This is a genomic window from Winslowiella toletana (genome assembly GCF_017875465.1).
In the GTDB taxonomy this organism is placed as follows: Bacteria; Pseudomonadota; Gammaproteobacteria; order Enterobacterales; family Enterobacteriaceae; genus Erwinia; species Erwinia toletana.
Window position 1 is genome coordinate 4738423 of record NZ_JAGGMQ010000001.1, and the last position, 17390, is coordinate 4755812.

A 17390-nucleotide genomic window follows, 5' to 3' on the forward strand; every position below is an offset into this window, starting at 1 on the left:
GCTCTCTTTGTCTTCGACCATCTCAACAGCTACAGACTGGCTGCGGGGGTTAACGCAATTCACTCACTTTTACGTGGTCCATATCATCAAATACCTGATTTTCACCGACCATACCCCAGATAAAGGTATAGCGTTTGGTGCCAACGCCGGAATGGATTGACCAGCTTGGCGAGATCACCGCCTGCTCGTTATGCACCAGCAGATGGCGTGTCTCCTGCGGTTGTCCCATCATATGAAACACCGCGGTTTCCTCATCCATATCAAAGTAGAAGTAGACCTCCATGCGTCGATCGTGGGTATGGCACGGCATGGTATTCCACAGGCTGCCTTCATCCAGTTTGGTCAGTCCCATGGTCAGCTGGCAGGTCGGCAATACATCAGGAATGATAAATTTATTGATGGTGCGGCGGTTACTGGTGGCCGCATCGCCGAGAGTGGCAGTGGCCGCTTCTTCGAGAGTGATTTTGGTATCGGGATAAGTGGTGTGGGCCGGGGCACTGTTGTAGTAGAACTTTGCCGGCTGCGCGGCATCGGCGCTGCTAAATACCACCGATTGCGCGCCCATGCCGATATACAGCGCCTGTTCGTTACCGATCTCCCAGGTTTTGCCATCCACTTCAATCAGGCCAGGGCCGCCGATATTGATAACCCCTAACTCACGGCGCTCAAGAAAGTAGCTGACGCCCAGCTGTTTACCTACTTCGCTGCCGATAGTGACGCTTTTGCTCACCGGCATCACGCCGCCGACAATAATGCGGTCGATATGACTGTAGGTCATGGTGTAGTTATCGGCGTCGAAGATTTTTTCGATCAGGAATTCGCTACGTAAGGCGTGAGTGTCGAGCTGTTTAGCGTGCTCGCTGTGGATGCTTTGACGAACTTGCATGTCGATGCCTCTCTGATTCATTCAGGTTAAACGTGCTGCCCGCAGTTTATGCGGGCGGATAACCAGATGATAGGCATGATGGGACGTTAATTCAATAAAAATGAAATGCTGTTTTACTTATTATGTCACTCAGATCATATTTTTGGCGCGACGGCCTGCGCTTTACAGTGCCGATCACCCTTGCAGATGCTGCAGATTTAACTGTTCAAGTGAATCGAGGCGCACATTGGCCAGCGACCAGCGCGCATCCGCGCGCAATTCAGCCGCGGGTACCACAATCGAGCGCATCCGTGCCGCTTTGGTGGCAATCATGCCGTTAAAGGAGTCTTCCAGCGTGACGCAATTAAGCGGATCAATCCCCAGTTTCGCCGCAGCATCCAGATAGACCTGTGGATGGGGTTTGCTGTAAGGCAGCGTTTCGGCGGAAGCCAGCGCGTCAAAGTAGTGACGCAGTTCGAACATCTCCAGCACCCGCTCCAGCATATGCAGTGGCGAAGCTGAAGCGAGGCCGATTTTCAGACCCTGATCGCGGCAAAGTTGCAGTGCATGTTCGACGCCAGGCAGTATCGGGCGCTGCTCCTCCACCAGTTGCAGCGCGCGGGCGATAATGCGCCGGGTGACTTCGGCCTGGTCTGGTCCGCTCCATGGCATCGCTTCATACCACATGCGGACTACCTGATCGATGCGCAGGCCAAGAGTGTCTGGCAGTTCGTCACGGCGCGAAAGATCAACCCCGAGAGTGGCGAAGATATCCATCTCAGCACGGTCCCACAACGGTTCAGAATCAATCAGCAGACCATCCATATCGAAAATCGCGGCCAGCACTGGGCGGGTATAAGGCATATCACGGCTCCGTTTTACAGTTTAATCCACCTTAACATGAAGCCCCGAAGCGCTGAAGAGGGCATTAAAGCCGTCGGGATCGGCAAAATTACGCCGGATTAACGTTTTTTGCAGGCAGTTTTCGTCGTCAGCGGGTAGACTTACAGCGAAACAGAAGGTACCAGGAGAAACCATGACTTATCAACAAGCTGGCAACGTCGCCATTCTGAAGCGCATCGCCGGCTGGATTGTGTTTATTCCGGCATTGCTGTCGACATTTATTTCACTGCTGGGCTTTATGTTTAAGCACAGTGAGAAGCAACCGGGCATTGACGCCGTGATGCTGGATTTTGTCCATGTCATCATTGATATGATCCGCTTTAATACACCCTTTCTGAATATATTCTGGCATAACTCGCCGGTGCCTGATTTTAATGGCGGCAGCAATCTGCTGTTCTGGCTGATCTATATTCTGATTTTTGTCGGGCTGGCGTTAACCACTTCCGGCGCACGTATGTGGCGACAGTCGCGTCATCTGAAAGAAGGGATTGAGGATCAGCTGATCCTTGAGAATGCTAAAGGCAGTGAAGGGCGCAGCCGCAAGCAGCTGGAAGAGAAAATTGTTGTGCCGCGCCACACCATTTTCCTGCAGATTTTCCCGCTCTATATCCTGCCGGTTATTGTCGCCGTCGCGGGTTACTTCGTCCTCTCACTGCTGGGTTTTATCCGCTAATCGATATCAGTGCTGGCCTGATAACCGTATCAGGCCGGTCTGACCTGCCTTTGCCCCAGCTCATCCAGATCCAGCAATGCGCCCACCGCGCGTTGCGCCTCACCCAGCCAGCTGCCGCCAAATACATTGGCGCGATTTAGTAAAAAGTAGAGCTGATACAGAGGCTGACGTTGCAGAAAGTCATGCGGCAGCGGCCATACAGACTGATAACCGTCATAGATCTGTGGCGGCAGATGGTCATACCACGACAGCATGGCTAAATCACATTCACGATCGCCCCAGTAGCAGGCCGGATCGAAAATCCACGGGCCGGTATTGCTGCCTGCGCAGTTAGCCGGCCACAAATCGCCATGCAGCAGCGAAGGCTGGGGATGATGGGCAGCCAGCGCCTGTTGCACGCAGTCAACAATCAGATCCATATCGCCGTACTGAATGCCTTTCTCCGCCGCCAGTTGCAACTGCCAGCCGATACGCTGTTCTGCAAAAAACACCGACCAGCGACGCAGCCAGCTGTTAGGTTGCGGGGTGGTGGTAATATTATTATCGAAATCGAGGCCAAATTGCGGTTGATCGCTCCACTGATGCAGCCTTGCCAGCTGCTCTCCCAGTTGCCAGGCGCTGTGGGCATCGAGAGGTTTGATCGGCAGGTATTCCAGTAGCAGGAAGCTGTACTCGCGGTCACTGCCCACGCCATACACTTTCGGCACCCGCACCGTCTGGCTGCGCGCCAGCAGTTCAAGCTGATCAGCTTCCCAGGTGAAAAGCGCCAGCATGTCGCGGTTATTACATTTTACAAATACGTCATGATCACCGTAGCGAATATGCCACGCAGGATGCACATCGCCCCCGGGAAGCTCGGTACGCTGATGGATTTCGGCATTGCCTAACTGCTCACTCAACAGACGACTAATGGCTGACCACATTGGGCTTTCCTCTATTTCGCTGCGTAATGTCAATTCTAACGCTTAAATATTCACCGAATCCAGCGTTCTGCACAGATATTGCACGATTTTACAGAATAGCGCAGTTATTTTTGCTGCTGCTGATATGCCTCCCAGCTGAGTACTTCAACTTCCGGGCGCTCGCCAAGCGCAATCTCGCCAAATCCGGCGGCCAGTTGTTTGATTTCATCCTCTTCCAGCGCACTGATAATGCCAAAACTGTTGGTGCCAAGCTCATGAGGTTTGCCCTCATCGTCATTCAGCGTGGGCGAAAAACCGGCTTCTGTCATCGTGCTGGTGAGCTTATTCAGGTCACTGAGACCTTTTTCCTGGTAATGAAATGTAACCACATAACGGGTTAATGATGTTGAGCTCATGGTTTACCTCATTGTTATCGCGGGTGTTTTTAGCATAGACCATAGGAGGAAAAGGGGTTAGCAGGCCATAACGCAGATTTGATAATGCAACTAATAATCATTACCATCATGCTGCTAACAATCTGATCCTTAAGGAGCTCGATGTGCAACGCGCATGCAAACTGGTTTCGCTGGCCTCGCTGCTGGCCCTCTCTTCATCGGTACTGGCATCGACTTACCCGCTGACCCTGACCGATTCCGACGGCAAACAAGTGACACTGAAGCAGGAGCCAAAGCGTCTGGTGGTGCAGGACGGGCGCGATATTCTGTCGCTGGCGCTGCTGGACCGTGACAATCCCTTCCAGCGTGTGGTGGCATGGAATAACCTGCTGAAGAAAAGTGATGGCGCCACCTGGCAATTGATGGATAAAAAATGGCCGCAGGCGAAAAAAATTATCGATATGGGCTTCAGCGATAAAGGCGAAGTCAATCTGGAAAGCGTGATTGCCGAGCGTCCTGATCTGATGGTAGCGCAGTTGCGTTCCAAACCCTCGCTGACGCAAACCGGCGTGCTGGATAAAATGAAGCAGTTAGGCATTCCGGTGCTGTTTATTGATACTTTCCAGAAACCGGTTGAAGATGCGCCTGAAAGCATCACCTTGCTCGGTAAGGCGCTTAACCGTGAAACTGAAGCTAAAGAGTACACCGATTTCTATCAGCAGCACTACCAGGCGATTCTGGATAAAGTGCGTGACGTTCAGCCGAAGCCGCGGGTGTTTATCGAAGCCAAAGCCGGACTGGGCGGGCTTGATTCCTGTTGCTTTACCCATGGGCATGTCGGCTGGGGCGCAATGGTCGAGGCTGTAGGCGCAACTAACCTTGGCTCTGATCTGCTGCCTGGCGCCACCGGTGATATTTCGCTGGAAAAAGTGATTGCGATGAAACCTGACGCCTATATTGTCTCCGGTTCGCAGTGGGCCAGTAAAAATAATGCCGCCGTGCCGTTTGGTTACGGTGTCACTCAGCAGCAGGTTGATGGCGCGTTTGAAAAAATGAAGCAGCGCCCGGGCTTTGCCGAGCTGCAGCCGGTCAAAGACGGACGTTTCTACGGTCTGTATCACAATTTCTATAACCATCCGTATAACATCGTCGGTCTGGAGTATCTGGCGAAGTTTATCTATCCGCAGCAGTTCAGCAATCTCGATCCGGCGAATACCTGGCATCAGATTCTGACCCGCTTCACTACCGTGCCGGAAGGTAAGGGCGTATTAGGTTCTCAGGCGCCGAAAAACTGATTAGCGGGCGGGCGCTTTTAACCGCGCTCGCCCCGGAAAAAATCTTCTTCCGCCCCCGCTGTAAGTTGCGCTAATAACCTCTATAATGCGCGCCGTTAATCAGAAGTATCTTATAAATGAAGCGTTTCACTGCGAATGCCTGGTAAAAAGAGCGATTTCATACTTTTTTACAAAAATTACCGTAAATGGCATTGATCGTCCTTCAAAACGCTTCAGACTCATTCCTTTTGAAACTGCCGTACAGGTCACATTTATATGAAAGCGCTTAAAAAGTTGTCTGCTGTTCTTTTGCTCTCAGGGATGTGTTGTCACCAGGCTCTGGCTGATAACTCCGTCTTTACCACCATGGATGACCCGTCTACCGCTAAAACGCCATTTGAAGGCAGCGCTTCTGCCGGTTACCTGGCGCAAAGTGGCAACACCAAAAGTTCTAACGCCACTGCGGCAACCAATATGACCTGGTATCAGACCAGAACCGCTTACAGCCTGTGGGGCAACGCATCGAATGCGTCGTCCAACGATGAGCGCTCTTCTGAGACTTACCAGATTGGTGGTCGTTCACGTTACAACATGACTGATTATGACTACCTGTTTGGTCAGGCCAGCTGGTTAAGCGATCGCTTTAATGGTTACGATGGTCGTTCCATTCTGGCTGCCGGTTACGGTCGTCAGATCCTGAATGGTCCGGTGCATTCACTGCGTGTGGAAGCGGGTCCTGGTGTGCGTTACGACGATTACCATGAAGGCGGCCATGATACTCAGCCGCTGGCCTATGGCGCAGTCAGCTATAACTGGCAGCTAACCGATAACACCAAGTTTATCCAGGGTGTATCAGTGCTGGGCAGTGACGATACCACCGTCAACTCTGAAACCGGTCTGCAGGTAGCGATTAACGAGCACTTCTCGCTGAAGATGGCGTACAACGTGACCTGGAACCAGAATCCGCCGGAATCTGCGCCGGATCATACCGATACCAAAACTACCATTCTGCTGTCCTACGCGATGTAATTTCCATGGGCCGAATGTTTTCGGCCCGTTTCTCTACTGCCCGCCACTTATCAGCCGAACAGCCCGTCCAAAGTGATATTAATTGCGTAATCAGTGACCTGTAGCCTGATGTTAATATCAGCCCGCGTCTCACAGCCCGTGCATTTAACCGTCCCGGCGTGTAAGATGTTCCCGCTTAAAGCGTTTTGGTTTTTTATCCCGCTTTAACACTCTGTACCCAGGCCGAGTACCAAACTGACAATTGTGAGTTGGTTTCAAGTCTCATGCGCCTGATGTATATAAATAAACGATGATTTGTATGTAGCCTTTCGTGTGGGTTACCACTGCAATTAAGGATATAAAATGCCCGTTATTACTCTTCCTGATGGAAGTCAGCGTATTTTCGACCACGCCGTTAGCGTGATGGAAATTGCTCAGGACATCGGTCCAGGTCTGGCGAAAGCCTGTATTGCTGGTCGCGTAAATGGTGAACTGGTTGATGCCATCGATCCGATTACCGAAGATGCCCAGGTCGCGATCATTACCGCGAAAGACGAAGCCGGTGTGGAAATTATTCGCCACTCCTGCGCGCACCTGTTAGGCCATGCGATTAAGCAACTGTGGCCGGACACCAAAATGGCTATCGGTCCGGTTATCGACAACGGTTTTTACTACGATGTTGATATTGACCGCACCCTGACGCAGGAAGACCTCGAGCTGCTCGAAAAGCGTATGCATGAGCTGGCTGAGAAGAATTATGACGTCATCAAGAAGAAAGTGAGCTGGCAGGAAGCGCGTGATGCTTTCGCGGCGCGTGGTGAAATCTATAAAACCACCATTCTTGATGAGAATATCAGCCACGACGACCGTCCTGGCCTGTATCACCACGAAGAATATATCGATATGTGCCGCGGTCCGCACGTACCGAATATGCGTTTCTGCCATCACTTTAAATTGCAGAAAATGTCCGGCGCTTACTGGCGCGGCGACAGTAATAATAAGATGTTGCAGCGTATTTACGGCACCGCATGGGCCGATAAAAAGCAGCTGGCGGCTTATCTGCAGCGTCTGGAAGAAGCGGCGAAACGCGATCACCGCAAAATTGGTAAACAGCTCGACCTGTATCATATGCAGGAAGAGGCGCCTGGCATGGTGTTCTGGCATAACGATGGCTGGACGATCTTCCGTGAACTGGAAGTGTTTGTGCGCACCAAGCTGAAAGAGTATGACTACCAGGAAGTGAAGGGTCCGTTTATGATGGACCGCGTGCTGTGGGAAAAAACCGGCCACTGGGAAAACTACAAAGAAGCGATGTTTACCACGTCATCGGAAAACCGCGAATATTGCATTAAACCGATGAACTGCCCTGGCCACGTGCAAATTTTCAATCAGGGTCTAAAATCATACCGCGACCTGCCGCTGCGTATGGCGGAGTTTGGTAGCTGTCATCGTAATGAGCCGTCAGGCGCGCTGCATGGTTTGATGCGCGTGCGTGGCTTTACTCAGGATGACGCCCATGTCTTCTGTACTGAAGAGCAGGTGCGTGACGAAGTAAACAGCTGTATTAAGATGGTGTACGATATGTACAGCACCTTCGGTTTTGAAAAAATCGTGGTGAAGCTGTCTACCCGTCCGGAAAAACGCATTGGCAGCGATGAGATGTGGGATCGCGCCGAGCAAGATCTGGCGGAAGCACTGCAGGAAAATGGCATCGAATTCCAGTATCAGCCGGGTGAAGGGGCGTTCTACGGTCCGAAAATTGAATTTACCCTGCATGATTGTCTGGATCGTGCGTGGCAGTGTGGTACCGTACAGCTCGACTTTTCTTTGCCAACACGTCTGAATGCTTCATACGTGGGTGAAAATAATGATCGTCAGGTGCCGGTGATGATTCACCGCGCCATCCTGGGTTCCATGGAGCGCTTTATCGGTATTCTTACCGAAGAGTACGCCGGTTTCTTCCCGACCTGGCTCGCTCCTGTACAAGCAGTGATAATGAATATCACTGATGGTCAGTCCGAATATGTCGCAGAATTGACCCGTAAACTGCAGAATGCGGGAATTCGCGTCAAAGCGGACTTGAGAAATGAGAAGATTGGCTTTAAAATCCGCGAGCACACTTTACGTCGTGTCCCTTACATGCTGGTCTGTGGTGATAAAGAGGTGGAAGCAGGCAAAGTTGCCGTTCGCACCCGCCGTGGTAAAGACCTGGGAAGCATGGACGTAAATGATGTTATCGAAAAGCTGCAGCATGAGATTCGCAGCCGAAATCTTCATCAATTGGAGGAATAAAGTATTAAAGGCGGAAAACGAGTTCTACCGACGCGACCAAATAAAATTAACGGTGAAATCCGTGCTACAGAGGTGCGTCTGACAGGCATCGAAGGCGAGCAGCTGGGTATTGTTAGTCTGCGTGAAGCTATCGAGAAAGCTGAAGAAGCAGGTGTTGATTTAGTTGAAATCAGCCCTAACGCCGAACCGCCTGTATGCCGTATTATGGATTACGGCAAGTTCCTCTACGAAAAAAGCAAATCTTCTAAGGAACAGAAGAAGAAGCAAAAAGTTATCCAGGTTAAGGAAATTAAATTCCGTCCTGGAACCGATGATGGCGACTATCAGGTCAAACTACGCAACCTGATTCGCTTTCTGGAAGATGGCGATAAAGCCAAAATCACGCTGCGTTTCCGTGGTCGTGAGATGGCGCACCAGCAGATCGGTATGGAAGTGCTTAACCGCGTCCGTAAAGATCTGTGTGAAGATCTGGATTTGGCCATTGTCGAATCCTTCCCTTCGAAGATCGAAGGCCGCCAGATGATCATGGTGCTCGCTCCCAAGAAGAAGCAGTAGGCCATTCAAGTAGTTTACCGCGCAGCGTTCGCGCTGCACGGTGACTCGCCTGTCTGATTCATTTTATTAACAATGCGAAGTGGAAATTTTTGAAATGCCAAAGATTAAAACTGTACGTGGCGCGGCTAAGCGCTTCAAGAAGACCGCCTCTGGTGGCTTCAAGCGTAAACACGCTAACCTGCGTCATATTCTGACCAAAAAATCTACTAAGCGTAAACGTCATCTGCGTCCGAAAGGCCTGGTGTCTAAAGGCGATCTGGGTCTGGTTATTGCCTGCCTGCCGTACGCATAAGTAAATTTTTTTAAATTCAGAATATTAAACAGGAGAGCTAAATGGCTCGTGTAAAACGTGGTGTAGTTGCTCGCGCACGTCACAAAAAAATCTTAAAACAAGCCAAAGGCTACTACGGTGCACGTTCACGTGTTTACCGCGTTGCCTTCCAGGCAGTAATCAAAGCTGGTCAGTATGCTTACCGCGACCGTCGTCAACGTAAACGTCAGTTCCGTCAGCTGTGGATCGCGCGTATTAACGCAGCAGCTCGTCAGAACGGCCTGTCTTACAGCCGCTTCATCAATGGCCTGAAAAAGGCTTCTGTTGAAATCGACCGTAAGATTCTGGCTGACATCGCTGTATTCGACAAAGTGACCTTCTCGGCACTGGTTGAAAAAGCGAAAGCAGCTCTGGCGTAAGCCAGAATACCCTGAATAGTTTGAGCGGCAGCAATGCGTCTGCCGCCCGAAATATGACGGGTAGGTGAGAGAGGGAGCTTGTCTCCCTCTTTTATTTTAAGTAACTCAAGCAAAAGATTGACATTTGTGGCTGCTGGCTTTTCAATAGAGCGGTTCCGATGACTGATATGACTCTCTATAAAGGTAATGCAAGCATGAATGCTGCTATTTTCCGTTTCTTTTTTTACTTTAGCGCCTGACCACCGGGGGCTTTTGCGCAAAGAGAAGAAACGAAAAATCGCGCTAAAAGCCTCCCTCGTGGAGGCTTTTTTGTTTTTGGCGTCACGATAATCGGACTTTGAGTCCCAACAAAAAAACAGACCGGCCATCCAGGCTGGAAGAAGAGGAAACAATGTCACATCTCGCAGACCTGGTTGCCAGTGCTAAGGCAGCCATAGAAGATGCCCATGATGTCGCCGCGTTAGAGCTGGTACGCGTCGAATACCTGGGAAAGAAAGGGCATCTTACGCTCCAGATGAGCTCCCTGCGCGACGTGCCAGCGGAAGATCGTCCGGCGGCCGGTGCGGTAATTAATGATGCCAAACAGCAGGTGCAGGAAGCGCTGAATGCGCAGAAGTCGGCATTAGAGTCAGCAGTGATGAATGCCCGTCTGGCGCAGGAGACCATTGATGTCTCCCTGCCTGGTCGTCGCATTGAGAACGGTGGCCTGCATCCGGTGACCCGCACTATTGATCGTATCGAAACCTTTTTCGGCGAACTCGGTTTTGCGGTGGCAACCGGGCCGGAAATTGAAGATGACTATCATAACTTCGATGCGCTGAATATTCCGGGCCATCACCCGGCGCGCGCCGATCACGACACCTTCTGGTTTGACGCCACGCGCCTGTTGCGTACTCAGACCTCTGGCGTGCAGATCCGCACCATGAAAGATCAGCAGCCGCCAATCCGCATTATCGCGCCGGGCCGTGTCTACCGTAACGATTACGACCAGACTCACACCCCGATGTTCCATCAGATGGAAGGGCTGATCGTTGATAAAAATATCAACTTCTCCAACCTGAAAGGAACACTGCACGAATTCCTGCGCAACTTCTTTGAGGAAGATCTGCAGGTGCGTTTCCGCCCATCTTACTTCCCGTTTACCGAACCCTCCGCTGAAGTGGATGTGATGGGTAAAAACGGCAAGTGGCTGGAAGTGCTGGGCTGCGGCATGGTGCATCCAAACGTCCTGCGTAATGTTGGTATCGATCCGGAAATCTATTCAGGTTTCGCCTTTGGTATGGGCATGGAGCGTCTGACCATGTTGCGCTATGGCGTAACCGATCTGCGCGCTTTCTTCGAAAATGATTTACGTTTCCTCAAACAGTTTAAATAAGGGCAGGTTATACCAATGAAATTCAGTGAACTCTGGTTACGTGAATGGGTAAACCCAGCCATTGACAGTGAAGCGTTATCCGATCAAATCACCATGGCGGGACTGGAAGTCGACGGCGTTGACGCCGTTGCCGGTGACTTCCATGGCGTGGTGGTTGGCGAAGTGGTTGAATGCGGTCAGCATCCCAACGCCGATAAACTGCGTGTCACCAAAATCAATGTGGGCGGCGAACGCCTGCTGGATATCGTCTGCGGCGCACCGAATTGCCGCCTCGGTCTGAAAGTGGCGGTCGCCACCGTTGGCGCGGTGCTGCCGGGCGATTTTAAAATTAAAGCGGCGAAACTGCGTGGCGAGCCGTCTGAAGGCATGTTGTGCTCTTTCTCTGAGCTGGCGATCTCTGCCGATCATGATGGCATTATCGAACTGCCTGCCGATGCGCCGGTGGGTACTGATATCCGTGACTACCTGCAGCTGAACGATAACACCATCGAAATCAGCGTAACGCCAAACCGCGCCGACTGCCTGAGCATTATCGGCGTGGCGCGTGATGTGGCGGTGGTGAATCAGCTGCCGCTGACCGAAGCGGAAATCGCGCCAGTCGTCGCCACCATCAGCGATACCTTCCCGATTCGCGTCGATGCCGTTGACGCCTGCCCGCGTTATCTGGGCCGCGTGGTGAAAGGCATTAATGTTAAAGCCGAATCACCGCTGTGGTTGCGCGAAAAACTGCGTCGTTGCGGTATTCGTTCTATCGATCCGGTGGTGGATATCACCAACTTTGTGCTGCTGGAACTGGGTCAGCCGATGCACGCCTTCGATCTGGATCGCCTTGATTCCGGCATTATTGTGCGCCTTGCAGCAGAGGGTGAAACCCTGACCTTGCTGGACGGCAGTGAAGCGAAACTGAGCAGCGATACGCTGGTGATCGCCGATCATCAGCAGGCGCTGGCGATGGGCGGCATCTTTGGCGGCGAGCACTCTGGCGTCAATGAACAGACCTGCAATGTGCTGTTTGAATGTGCATTCTTCAGTCCGCTGGCGATTACCGGCCGTGCGCGCCGTCAGGGTCTGCATACCGATGCTTCACACCGTTACGAGCGTGGTGTTGATTCGGCGCTGCAATATAAAGCGATGGAGCGCGCTACCCGCCTGCTGCTGGATATTTGTGGCGGCGAAGCCGGTCCGGTTATCGATGTGACCAATGAAGCCTCGCTGCCCAAAGCGGCGACCATCCGTCTGCGTCGTGAAAAACTCGACCGTCTGATTGGCCATGTGATTGCTGACGATCAGGTGACCGATATTCTGCAACGTCTGGGTTGCCAGGTCACCGTCACTGACGGCGAATGGCAGGCAATTGCACCGAGCTGGCGTTTCGATATGGAAATCGAAGAGGACCTGGTAGAGGAAGTGGCGCGTGTATACGGCTACAACAATATTCCTGATGTGCCGGTACAGGCCAGCCTGGTGATGACTAAACATCGTGAAGCGAACCTGTCGCTGAAGCGCGCGAAGATGATGCTGGTGGATAAAGGCTATCAGGAAGCGATCACTTATAGCTTTGTCGATCCAAAAATCCAGGCGCTGTTGCACCCGGGCGAAGAGAATCTGCTGCTGCCAAGCCCGATTTCGGTCGAGATGTCGGCGATGCGTCTGTCGCTGTGGAGTGGTTTACTGTCAGCGGTGGTGTATAACCAGAACCGTCAGCAGAGCCGTGTACGCCTGTTTGAGAGCGGCTTACGCTTTGTGCCTGATACACAGGCAAACCTCGGCATCCGTCAGGATCTTATGCTGTCGGGCGTTTTAAGCGGTAATCGCTATGAAGAGCATTGGGACCTGGCGCGACAGGCAACAGACTTCTATGATTTAAAAGGTGATTTAGAATCGGTTCTGGATCTGACGGGTAAACTGGAGTCTGTTTCGTTCCGGGCCGAAGCCAATCCGGCTCTTCATCCGGGTCAAAGTGCGGCAATTTATTTGCACGGTGAGAAAATCGGATTTATCGGTGTGGTGCATCCTGAGCTGGAACGTAAGCTGGATCTTAACGGACGCACCTTAGTGTTTGAACTGCTTTGGGATAAGGTCGCAGACCGCGTGCTGCCTGAAGCGCGCGAGATTTCACGCTTCCCGGCAAACCGCCGTGATATCGCTGTTGTCGTGGCCGAAAACGTGCCCGCAGCAGATATCATCGCCGAGTGTAAGAAAGTTGGCGTAAATCAGGTAGTTGGCGTAAACTTGTTTGACGTGTACCGCGGTAAGGGTGTAAATGAGGGTTATAAGAGCCTCGCTATCAGCCTGATTTTGCAAGATACCAGCCGGACACTCGAAGAAGAGGAGATTGCCGCTACTGTTGCAAGATGTGTAGAGGCACTGAAAGAGCGATTCCAAGCATCCTTGAGGGATTGAACCTATGGCGCTTACAAAAGCTGAAATGTCTGAATACCTGTTTGAGAAGCTTGGGCTTAGCAAGCGGGATGCCAAAGAGCTGGTTGAGCTGTTTTTCGAAGAAGTGAGACGTGCTTTGGAAAATGGTGAACAGGTCAAATTGTCCGGTTTTGGCAACTTTGATCTCCGCGACAAGAATCAACGTCCGGGACGTAACCCAAAGACTGGCGAAGATATTCCGATTACGGCACGGCGCGTGGTGACGTTCCGCCCGGGTCAGAAGCTCAAAAGTCGGGTTGAGAACGCCTCGCCGAAAGAAGACTAATCTCTGCTATATAAAAGGCCGCGCAAGCGGCCTTTTTCATGTTCTGCGTCCACGGTGGCGATGTTTTTTGCTGCTGTTATCACTCCACGCTCCCTTCACAATGTCAGGATTTCGTAAGTTACCGGAAAGTATGATGAAAATCATCCGTCAGCTGATAGTTAGCAGCATAAGGTATTGCTATAACTTGCCCATCTTATAAAGAGAGGTAAGACCGATGAAAAAAACGGCTATGTTACTTTGCGTCCTGTCATGGATGCCGCTGCTGGCGCAGGCCGGTGTTTCCATCAATATTAATACACCGGGAGTCTCTGTATCGATTGGCGATCGTAACGATCGCGGTTACTACTGGGATGGCTATGACTGGCGTGAGCCGGCCTGGTGGCAGTCGCACCATGGTCGTCGTGTCGGCGAACGTGGCCCGCGTGGTGACTACTGGAATGGTAATGGCTGGCAGAAGCACTCGCCTGCACAGCATGCCGCGAAGCCGAAGCCACAACCCCAGCGCCAGCCACAGCAGGTTGCTCAGCATGAGAGTAATCACGGTAAGCCGCAGCAGGGCGGCGACCAGAAAGGTCAGGGTAATAAAGGCAAAGGTGATAATCACCAGCCTGTCCCGCCGCAGGATCAGCATCGTTAATCATTTCCCCCGGAGCCAGCATTGCTGGCTCTATCTTTTTCTGCCGCAGCCACTACAATTAAAACCCTGTTTTCTTTGATAAAGAGCCATCAATGACGCTGCTTTCGCACCTGTCGCAGCGCGCCGAACGCTATGGGCGGCGCTGGCTGGGGTTGTTGCTGGCGCTGACGCTGCTGGTGACGATAATTAGCCTGTGCGCCGGTGACAGCTGGATCGCGCCTGACGCCTGGTTCAGTCAGCAGGGGCAGCTGTTTGTCTGGCAACTGCGTTTGCCACGTACGCTGGCGGTATTACTGGTGGGGGCGTCACTGGCCGTTGCTGGTGCGGTGATGCAGGCGCTGTTTGATAATCCGCTGGCGGAACCGGGATTGCTGGGTGTTTCCAATGGCGCTGGCGTCGGGCTGGTATTAAGTGTGATGCTCGGTAGCGGGCAACCCTGGAGCCACAGCCTTGCCGCCATCGCTGGCGCGCTGCTGGCAACGCTGATTCTGCTGCGCTTTGCCCGTCATCATCTCTCCAGCAGTCGTCTGCTGCTGGCCGGTGTGGCGCTGGGGATTATCTGTAGCGCGGTGATGACCTGGGCGGTCTATTTCAGTAGCAGCCTCGATCTGCGCCAGTTAATGTACTGGATGATGGGGGGCTTTAGCGGCATTGACTGGCGTTATCGCTGGCTGATGCTGGCGCTGTTGCCGATTCTGTTATGGCTGACCGCTCAGTCACGCGCGCTGAATTTACTGGCGCTGGGGGAGGTTTCCGCGCGTCAGCTGGGCCTGCCGCTGGCGTTATGGCGTAATCTGCTGGTGATGGCGATTGGCTGGCTGGTGGGCGTCAGCGTGGCGCTGGCCGGGGCCATCGGCTTTGTCGGCCTGGTGATCCCGCACATATTGCGGCTTAACGGGCTGACCGATCACCGCATACTGTTACCGGCATGCGCGCTGGCGGGCGCCTCAGTATTACTGGGCGCAGATATTATCGCCCGTGTGGTGCTGACGTCGGCGGAACTGCCGATTGGCGTAGTGACCGCTACGCTGGGCGCGCCGATCTTTATCTGGTTATTACTGAACAACCGTCGTCAGCACTAGCTGGCAAACTCAACCCTGACACAGGAAATCCGCATGAGTATTTATGATACAGAACTGGTGACGCTGGATGGTGAGAAAACCACGCTGCAACAGTGGCAAGGCAAAGTGCTGTTAGTGGTTAACGTGGCGTCAAAATGTGGTTTAACCGCGCAATATGAGCAGCTCGAGCAGTTGCAGAAAGAACACCATCCGCAGGGCTTCGATGTACTGGGCTTTCCGTGCAATGCATTCCTTGAGCAGGAGCCGGGCACTAACGAAGAGATTAAAACCTTTTGCAGCACCACTTATGGTGTGACTTTCCCGATGTTCAGTAAAATCGAGGTTAATGGTGATCATCGTCATCCGCTGTATGCGCAACTGACAGCCGCACAGCCGCAGGCGCTTGCTCCGGAAGGCAGTGGCTTCCTTGAGCGTATGACCAGCAAAGGCCGCGCGCCAAAAGCCAGCGGCGATATCCTGTGGAATTTTGAAAAGTTCCTGATTGGACGTAACGGTGAAGTGCTGCAACGTTTCTCGCCAGATATGACGCCGGATGATCCGATTATCGTTAACAGCATTAAGCAGGCGCTGGCCGGATAAATGCTGCTGGAGATTGATGGCGCTGCGGTGGCCGGACGTCTGGCGCCCTTTAGCGCTCAGGTCACCCGCGGACAGCTTATCCATCTGCTCGGCCCCAACGGGGCCGGTAAAAGCTCGCTGCTGGCCCGGTTATCGGGTTTGCTGGCGGGCAGCGGACGGATTCAGTTTCTCGCCAGACCGCTGGAGAGCTGGAGTGGCCAGCAGCTGGCGCGTCATCGCGGCTGGCTGCACCAGCAACAGCTGCCGCCCGGTCTGATGGCGGTATTCCACTATCTGCAACAGCATCTGCAATATGCCGACCAGCCTTATGACAGGGCATTAGCGCATATTCTGGCTGAGCTGCACCTGGAGGATAAACTGGCGCGACCGCTTAATCAGCTTTCCGGTGGCGAGTGGCAGCGGGTGCGGCTGGCGGCGGTGCTGTTACAGATTACACCGCAGGCCAATTCCCACGGCAAACTGCTGCTGCTGGATGAACCGATGGCCGGGCTGGATGTGGCGCAGCAGGCGGCGCTGGATCGTCTGCTGCTGGCTCAGTGTCAGGCGGGCGTAACGGTAATAATGAGCGGGCATGATCTCAACCACAGTCTGCGTCATGCGCAACAGGTCTGGTTAATGAAGGCGGGCGCGGTGATCGCTCAGGGCGATACGCAACAGGTGATGCAGCCTGAGCAGCTTGAACAACTCTATCAGGTGCCATTCCGTAAACTCACGGTTGAAGGGCAGCAAATTCTTACCACGCTGGTGGATTAGCGTGGGAGCCGTTCTTGCCGTCCGTGTCGATGGTTTCTACTCGTTGTATAGTATAAAGTTATTTTTATCTTATTTTTCCGGGAACTGCTGTTATGCGCATCTGGCTTATTATTGTCGTGCTTATTCTGGCTGGTTGCAGCAGTCATGCTCCGCCGCCAAATGGACGACTGTCAGATTCGATTACGGTTATCGCCCAGCTAAATGAACAACTGGGCCAGTGGCGCGGCACGCCTTATCGTTATGGCGGCATGAGCCGTGGTGGTGTTGACTGCTCTGGTTTTGTCTATCTTACCTTCCGCGACCGCTTTGATTTGCAACTACCGCGCACCACTGAAGCCCAGACGGATGTTGGCACCCGCATCGACAAAGATGACCTGTTGCCTGGCGATTTAGTATTTTTCAAAACCGGCAGCGGGGAAAATGGCCTGCATGTTGGCATTTATGATACTGACAATCAGTTTATTCATGCCTCAACCAGCAGGGGAGTGATACGATCTTCGCTGGATAATGTTTATTGGCGAAAAGTATTCTGGCAGGCGCGCAGGATTTAAAATGATTGAAACTATTTAATAGTCTGCGAATAGTTTCAGATAAATGCGCATTTAATCAGCGACAGAAAAAGGAGATAATCATCCCAGGTTTTTCGGCGCTGTGAATGATACTATTTCAATTAGACGATTTTTTTATATTCCCTTAACTC

The 17390-nt window shown here is 52.5% G+C and carries 20 protein-coding genes and 1 other annotated feature; of the genes, 16 read left to right on the top strand and 4 right to left on the bottom strand.

Going from position 1 to position 17390, the window contains the following annotated elements:
- Positions 1-49: 49 nt before the first annotated feature.
- The gene (kduI, locus tag J2125_RS22230; RefSeq protein ID WP_017802130.1) at positions 50-886 is read right to left on the bottom strand and encodes a 5-dehydro-4-deoxy-D-glucuronate isomerase; all 837 of its coding nucleotides are present in this window, start codon (positions 884-886) and stop codon (positions 50-52) included.
- A 174-nt stretch (positions 887-1060) separates the two neighbouring features.
- Positions 1061-1729 carry a hexitol phosphatase HxpB gene (gene hxpB / locus J2125_RS22235; protein WP_017802131.1) on the bottom strand — a complete coding sequence of 223 codons (669 nt, stop codon included), beginning with the start codon at positions 1727-1729 and terminating at the stop codon, positions 1061-1063.
- Positions 1730-1901: 172 nt separating this feature from the next.
- Between hxpB and J2125_RS22240 the strand changes: the two genes are divergently transcribed.
- Positions 1902-2441 carry a YniB family protein gene (locus tag J2125_RS22240; protein WP_017802132.1) on the top strand — a complete coding sequence of 180 codons (540 nt, stop codon included), beginning with the start codon at positions 1902-1904 and terminating at the stop codon, positions 2439-2441.
- Between the two features lie 29 nt (positions 2442-2470).
- Here J2125_RS22240 and J2125_RS22245 read toward each other — a convergent pair whose 3' ends face one another.
- Positions 2471-3364 (bottom strand): fructosamine kinase family protein, encoded by an 894-nt coding sequence (locus J2125_RS22245; RefSeq protein WP_017802133.1) that lies wholly within the window; start codon positions 3362-3364, stop codon positions 2471-2473.
- A 104-nt stretch (positions 3365-3468) separates the two neighbouring features.
- On the bottom strand, positions 3469-3759 hold the full coding sequence (ghoS, locus tag J2125_RS22250) for a type V toxin-antitoxin system endoribonuclease antitoxin GhoS (RefSeq protein WP_017802134.1): 291 nt from the start codon (positions 3757-3759) through the stop codon (positions 3469-3471).
- Between the two features lie 161 nt (positions 3760-3920).
- On the opposite strand from ghoS, the gene J2125_RS22255 reads away from it, so the two are divergent.
- The 15 genes from J2125_RS22255 (at position 3921) to J2125_RS22325 (ending at position 17241) form a co-directional block, all read left to right on the top strand.
- Positions 3921-5033 (top strand): ABC transporter substrate-binding protein, encoded by a 1113-nt coding sequence (locus tag J2125_RS22255; RefSeq protein ID WP_026111838.1) that lies wholly within the window; start codon positions 3921-3923, stop codon positions 5031-5033.
- 255 nt (positions 5034-5288) lie between these two features.
- The gene (locus J2125_RS22260) at positions 5289-6041 is read left to right on the top strand and encodes a DUF481 domain-containing protein (RefSeq protein WP_026111839.1); all 753 of its coding nucleotides are present in this window, start codon (positions 5289-5291) and stop codon (positions 6039-6041) included.
- Between the two features lie 342 nt (positions 6042-6383).
- Positions 6384-8312 carry a threonine--tRNA ligase gene (thrS, locus tag J2125_RS22265; protein WP_026111840.1) on the top strand — a complete coding sequence of 643 codons (1929 nt, stop codon included), beginning with the start codon at positions 6384-6386 and terminating at the stop codon, positions 8310-8312.
- A gap of 3 nt (positions 8313-8315) precedes the next feature.
- Positions 8316-8867 (top strand): translation initiation factor IF-3, encoded by a 552-nt coding sequence (gene infC, locus J2125_RS22270; RefSeq protein ID WP_040462415.1) that lies wholly within the window; start codon positions 8316-8318, stop codon positions 8865-8867.
- 94 nt (positions 8868-8961) lie between these two features.
- Positions 8962-9159: a 50S ribosomal protein L35 gene (rpmI, locus tag J2125_RS22275; protein WP_010275699.1), complete on the top strand. Its 198-nt coding sequence runs from the start codon at positions 8962-8964 to the stop codon at positions 9157-9159.
- 41 nt (positions 9160-9200) lie between these two features.
- Positions 9201-9557 carry a 50S ribosomal protein L20 gene (gene rplT / locus J2125_RS22280; RefSeq protein WP_017802139.1) on the top strand — a complete coding sequence of 119 codons (357 nt, stop codon included), beginning with the start codon at positions 9201-9203 and terminating at the stop codon, positions 9555-9557.
- A gap of 189 nt (positions 9558-9746) precedes the next feature.
- Positions 9747-9871, top strand: a sequence feature (Phe leader region).
- Positions 9752-9796 carry a pheST operon leader peptide PheM gene (pheM, locus tag J2125_RS22285; protein ID WP_106120997.1) on the top strand — a complete coding sequence of 15 codons (45 nt, stop codon included), beginning with the start codon at positions 9752-9754 and terminating at the stop codon, positions 9794-9796. Its footprint overlaps the feature before it by 45 nt.
- A gap of 77 nt (positions 9872-9948) precedes the next feature.
- Complete coding sequence (pheS, locus tag J2125_RS22290; protein WP_017802140.1) at positions 9949-10932, top strand: phenylalanine--tRNA ligase subunit alpha; 984 nt, start codon at positions 9949-9951, stop codon at positions 10930-10932.
- Between the two features lie 15 nt (positions 10933-10947).
- Positions 10948-13335 carry a phenylalanine--tRNA ligase subunit beta gene (gene pheT / locus J2125_RS22295; protein WP_017802141.1) on the top strand — a complete coding sequence of 796 codons (2388 nt, stop codon included), beginning with the start codon at positions 10948-10950 and terminating at the stop codon, positions 13333-13335.
- A 4-nt stretch (positions 13336-13339) separates the two neighbouring features.
- Positions 13340-13639, top strand: a complete 300-nt coding sequence (gene ihfA / locus J2125_RS22300; RefSeq protein ID WP_017802142.1) for an integration host factor subunit alpha — start codon at positions 13340-13342, stop codon at positions 13637-13639.
- A gap of 214 nt (positions 13640-13853) precedes the next feature.
- Positions 13854-14276 (top strand): DUF2502 domain-containing protein, encoded by a 423-nt coding sequence (locus J2125_RS22305; RefSeq protein ID WP_017802143.1) that lies wholly within the window; start codon positions 13854-13856, stop codon positions 14274-14276.
- Positions 14277-14368: 92 nt separating this feature from the next.
- Positions 14369-15358: a vitamin B12 ABC transporter permease BtuC gene (gene btuC, locus J2125_RS22310; RefSeq protein WP_017802144.1), complete on the top strand. Its 990-nt coding sequence runs from the start codon at positions 14369-14371 to the stop codon at positions 15356-15358.
- Positions 15359-15391: 33 nt separating this feature from the next.
- Positions 15392-15937, top strand: coding sequence for a glutathione peroxidase (locus J2125_RS22315; RefSeq protein ID WP_017802145.1), 546 nt, complete (start codon positions 15392-15394; stop codon positions 15935-15937).
- A complete protein-coding gene (gene btuD / locus J2125_RS22320; protein WP_017802146.1) occupies positions 15938-16690 on the top strand; it encodes a vitamin B12 ABC transporter ATP-binding protein BtuD in 753 nt (250 codons plus the stop codon).
- A 92-nt stretch (positions 16691-16782) separates the two neighbouring features.
- Positions 16783-17241: a C40 family peptidase gene (locus J2125_RS22325; protein WP_017802147.1), complete on the top strand. Its 459-nt coding sequence runs from the start codon at positions 16783-16785 to the stop codon at positions 17239-17241.
- Positions 17242-17390: the final 149 nt, after the last annotated feature.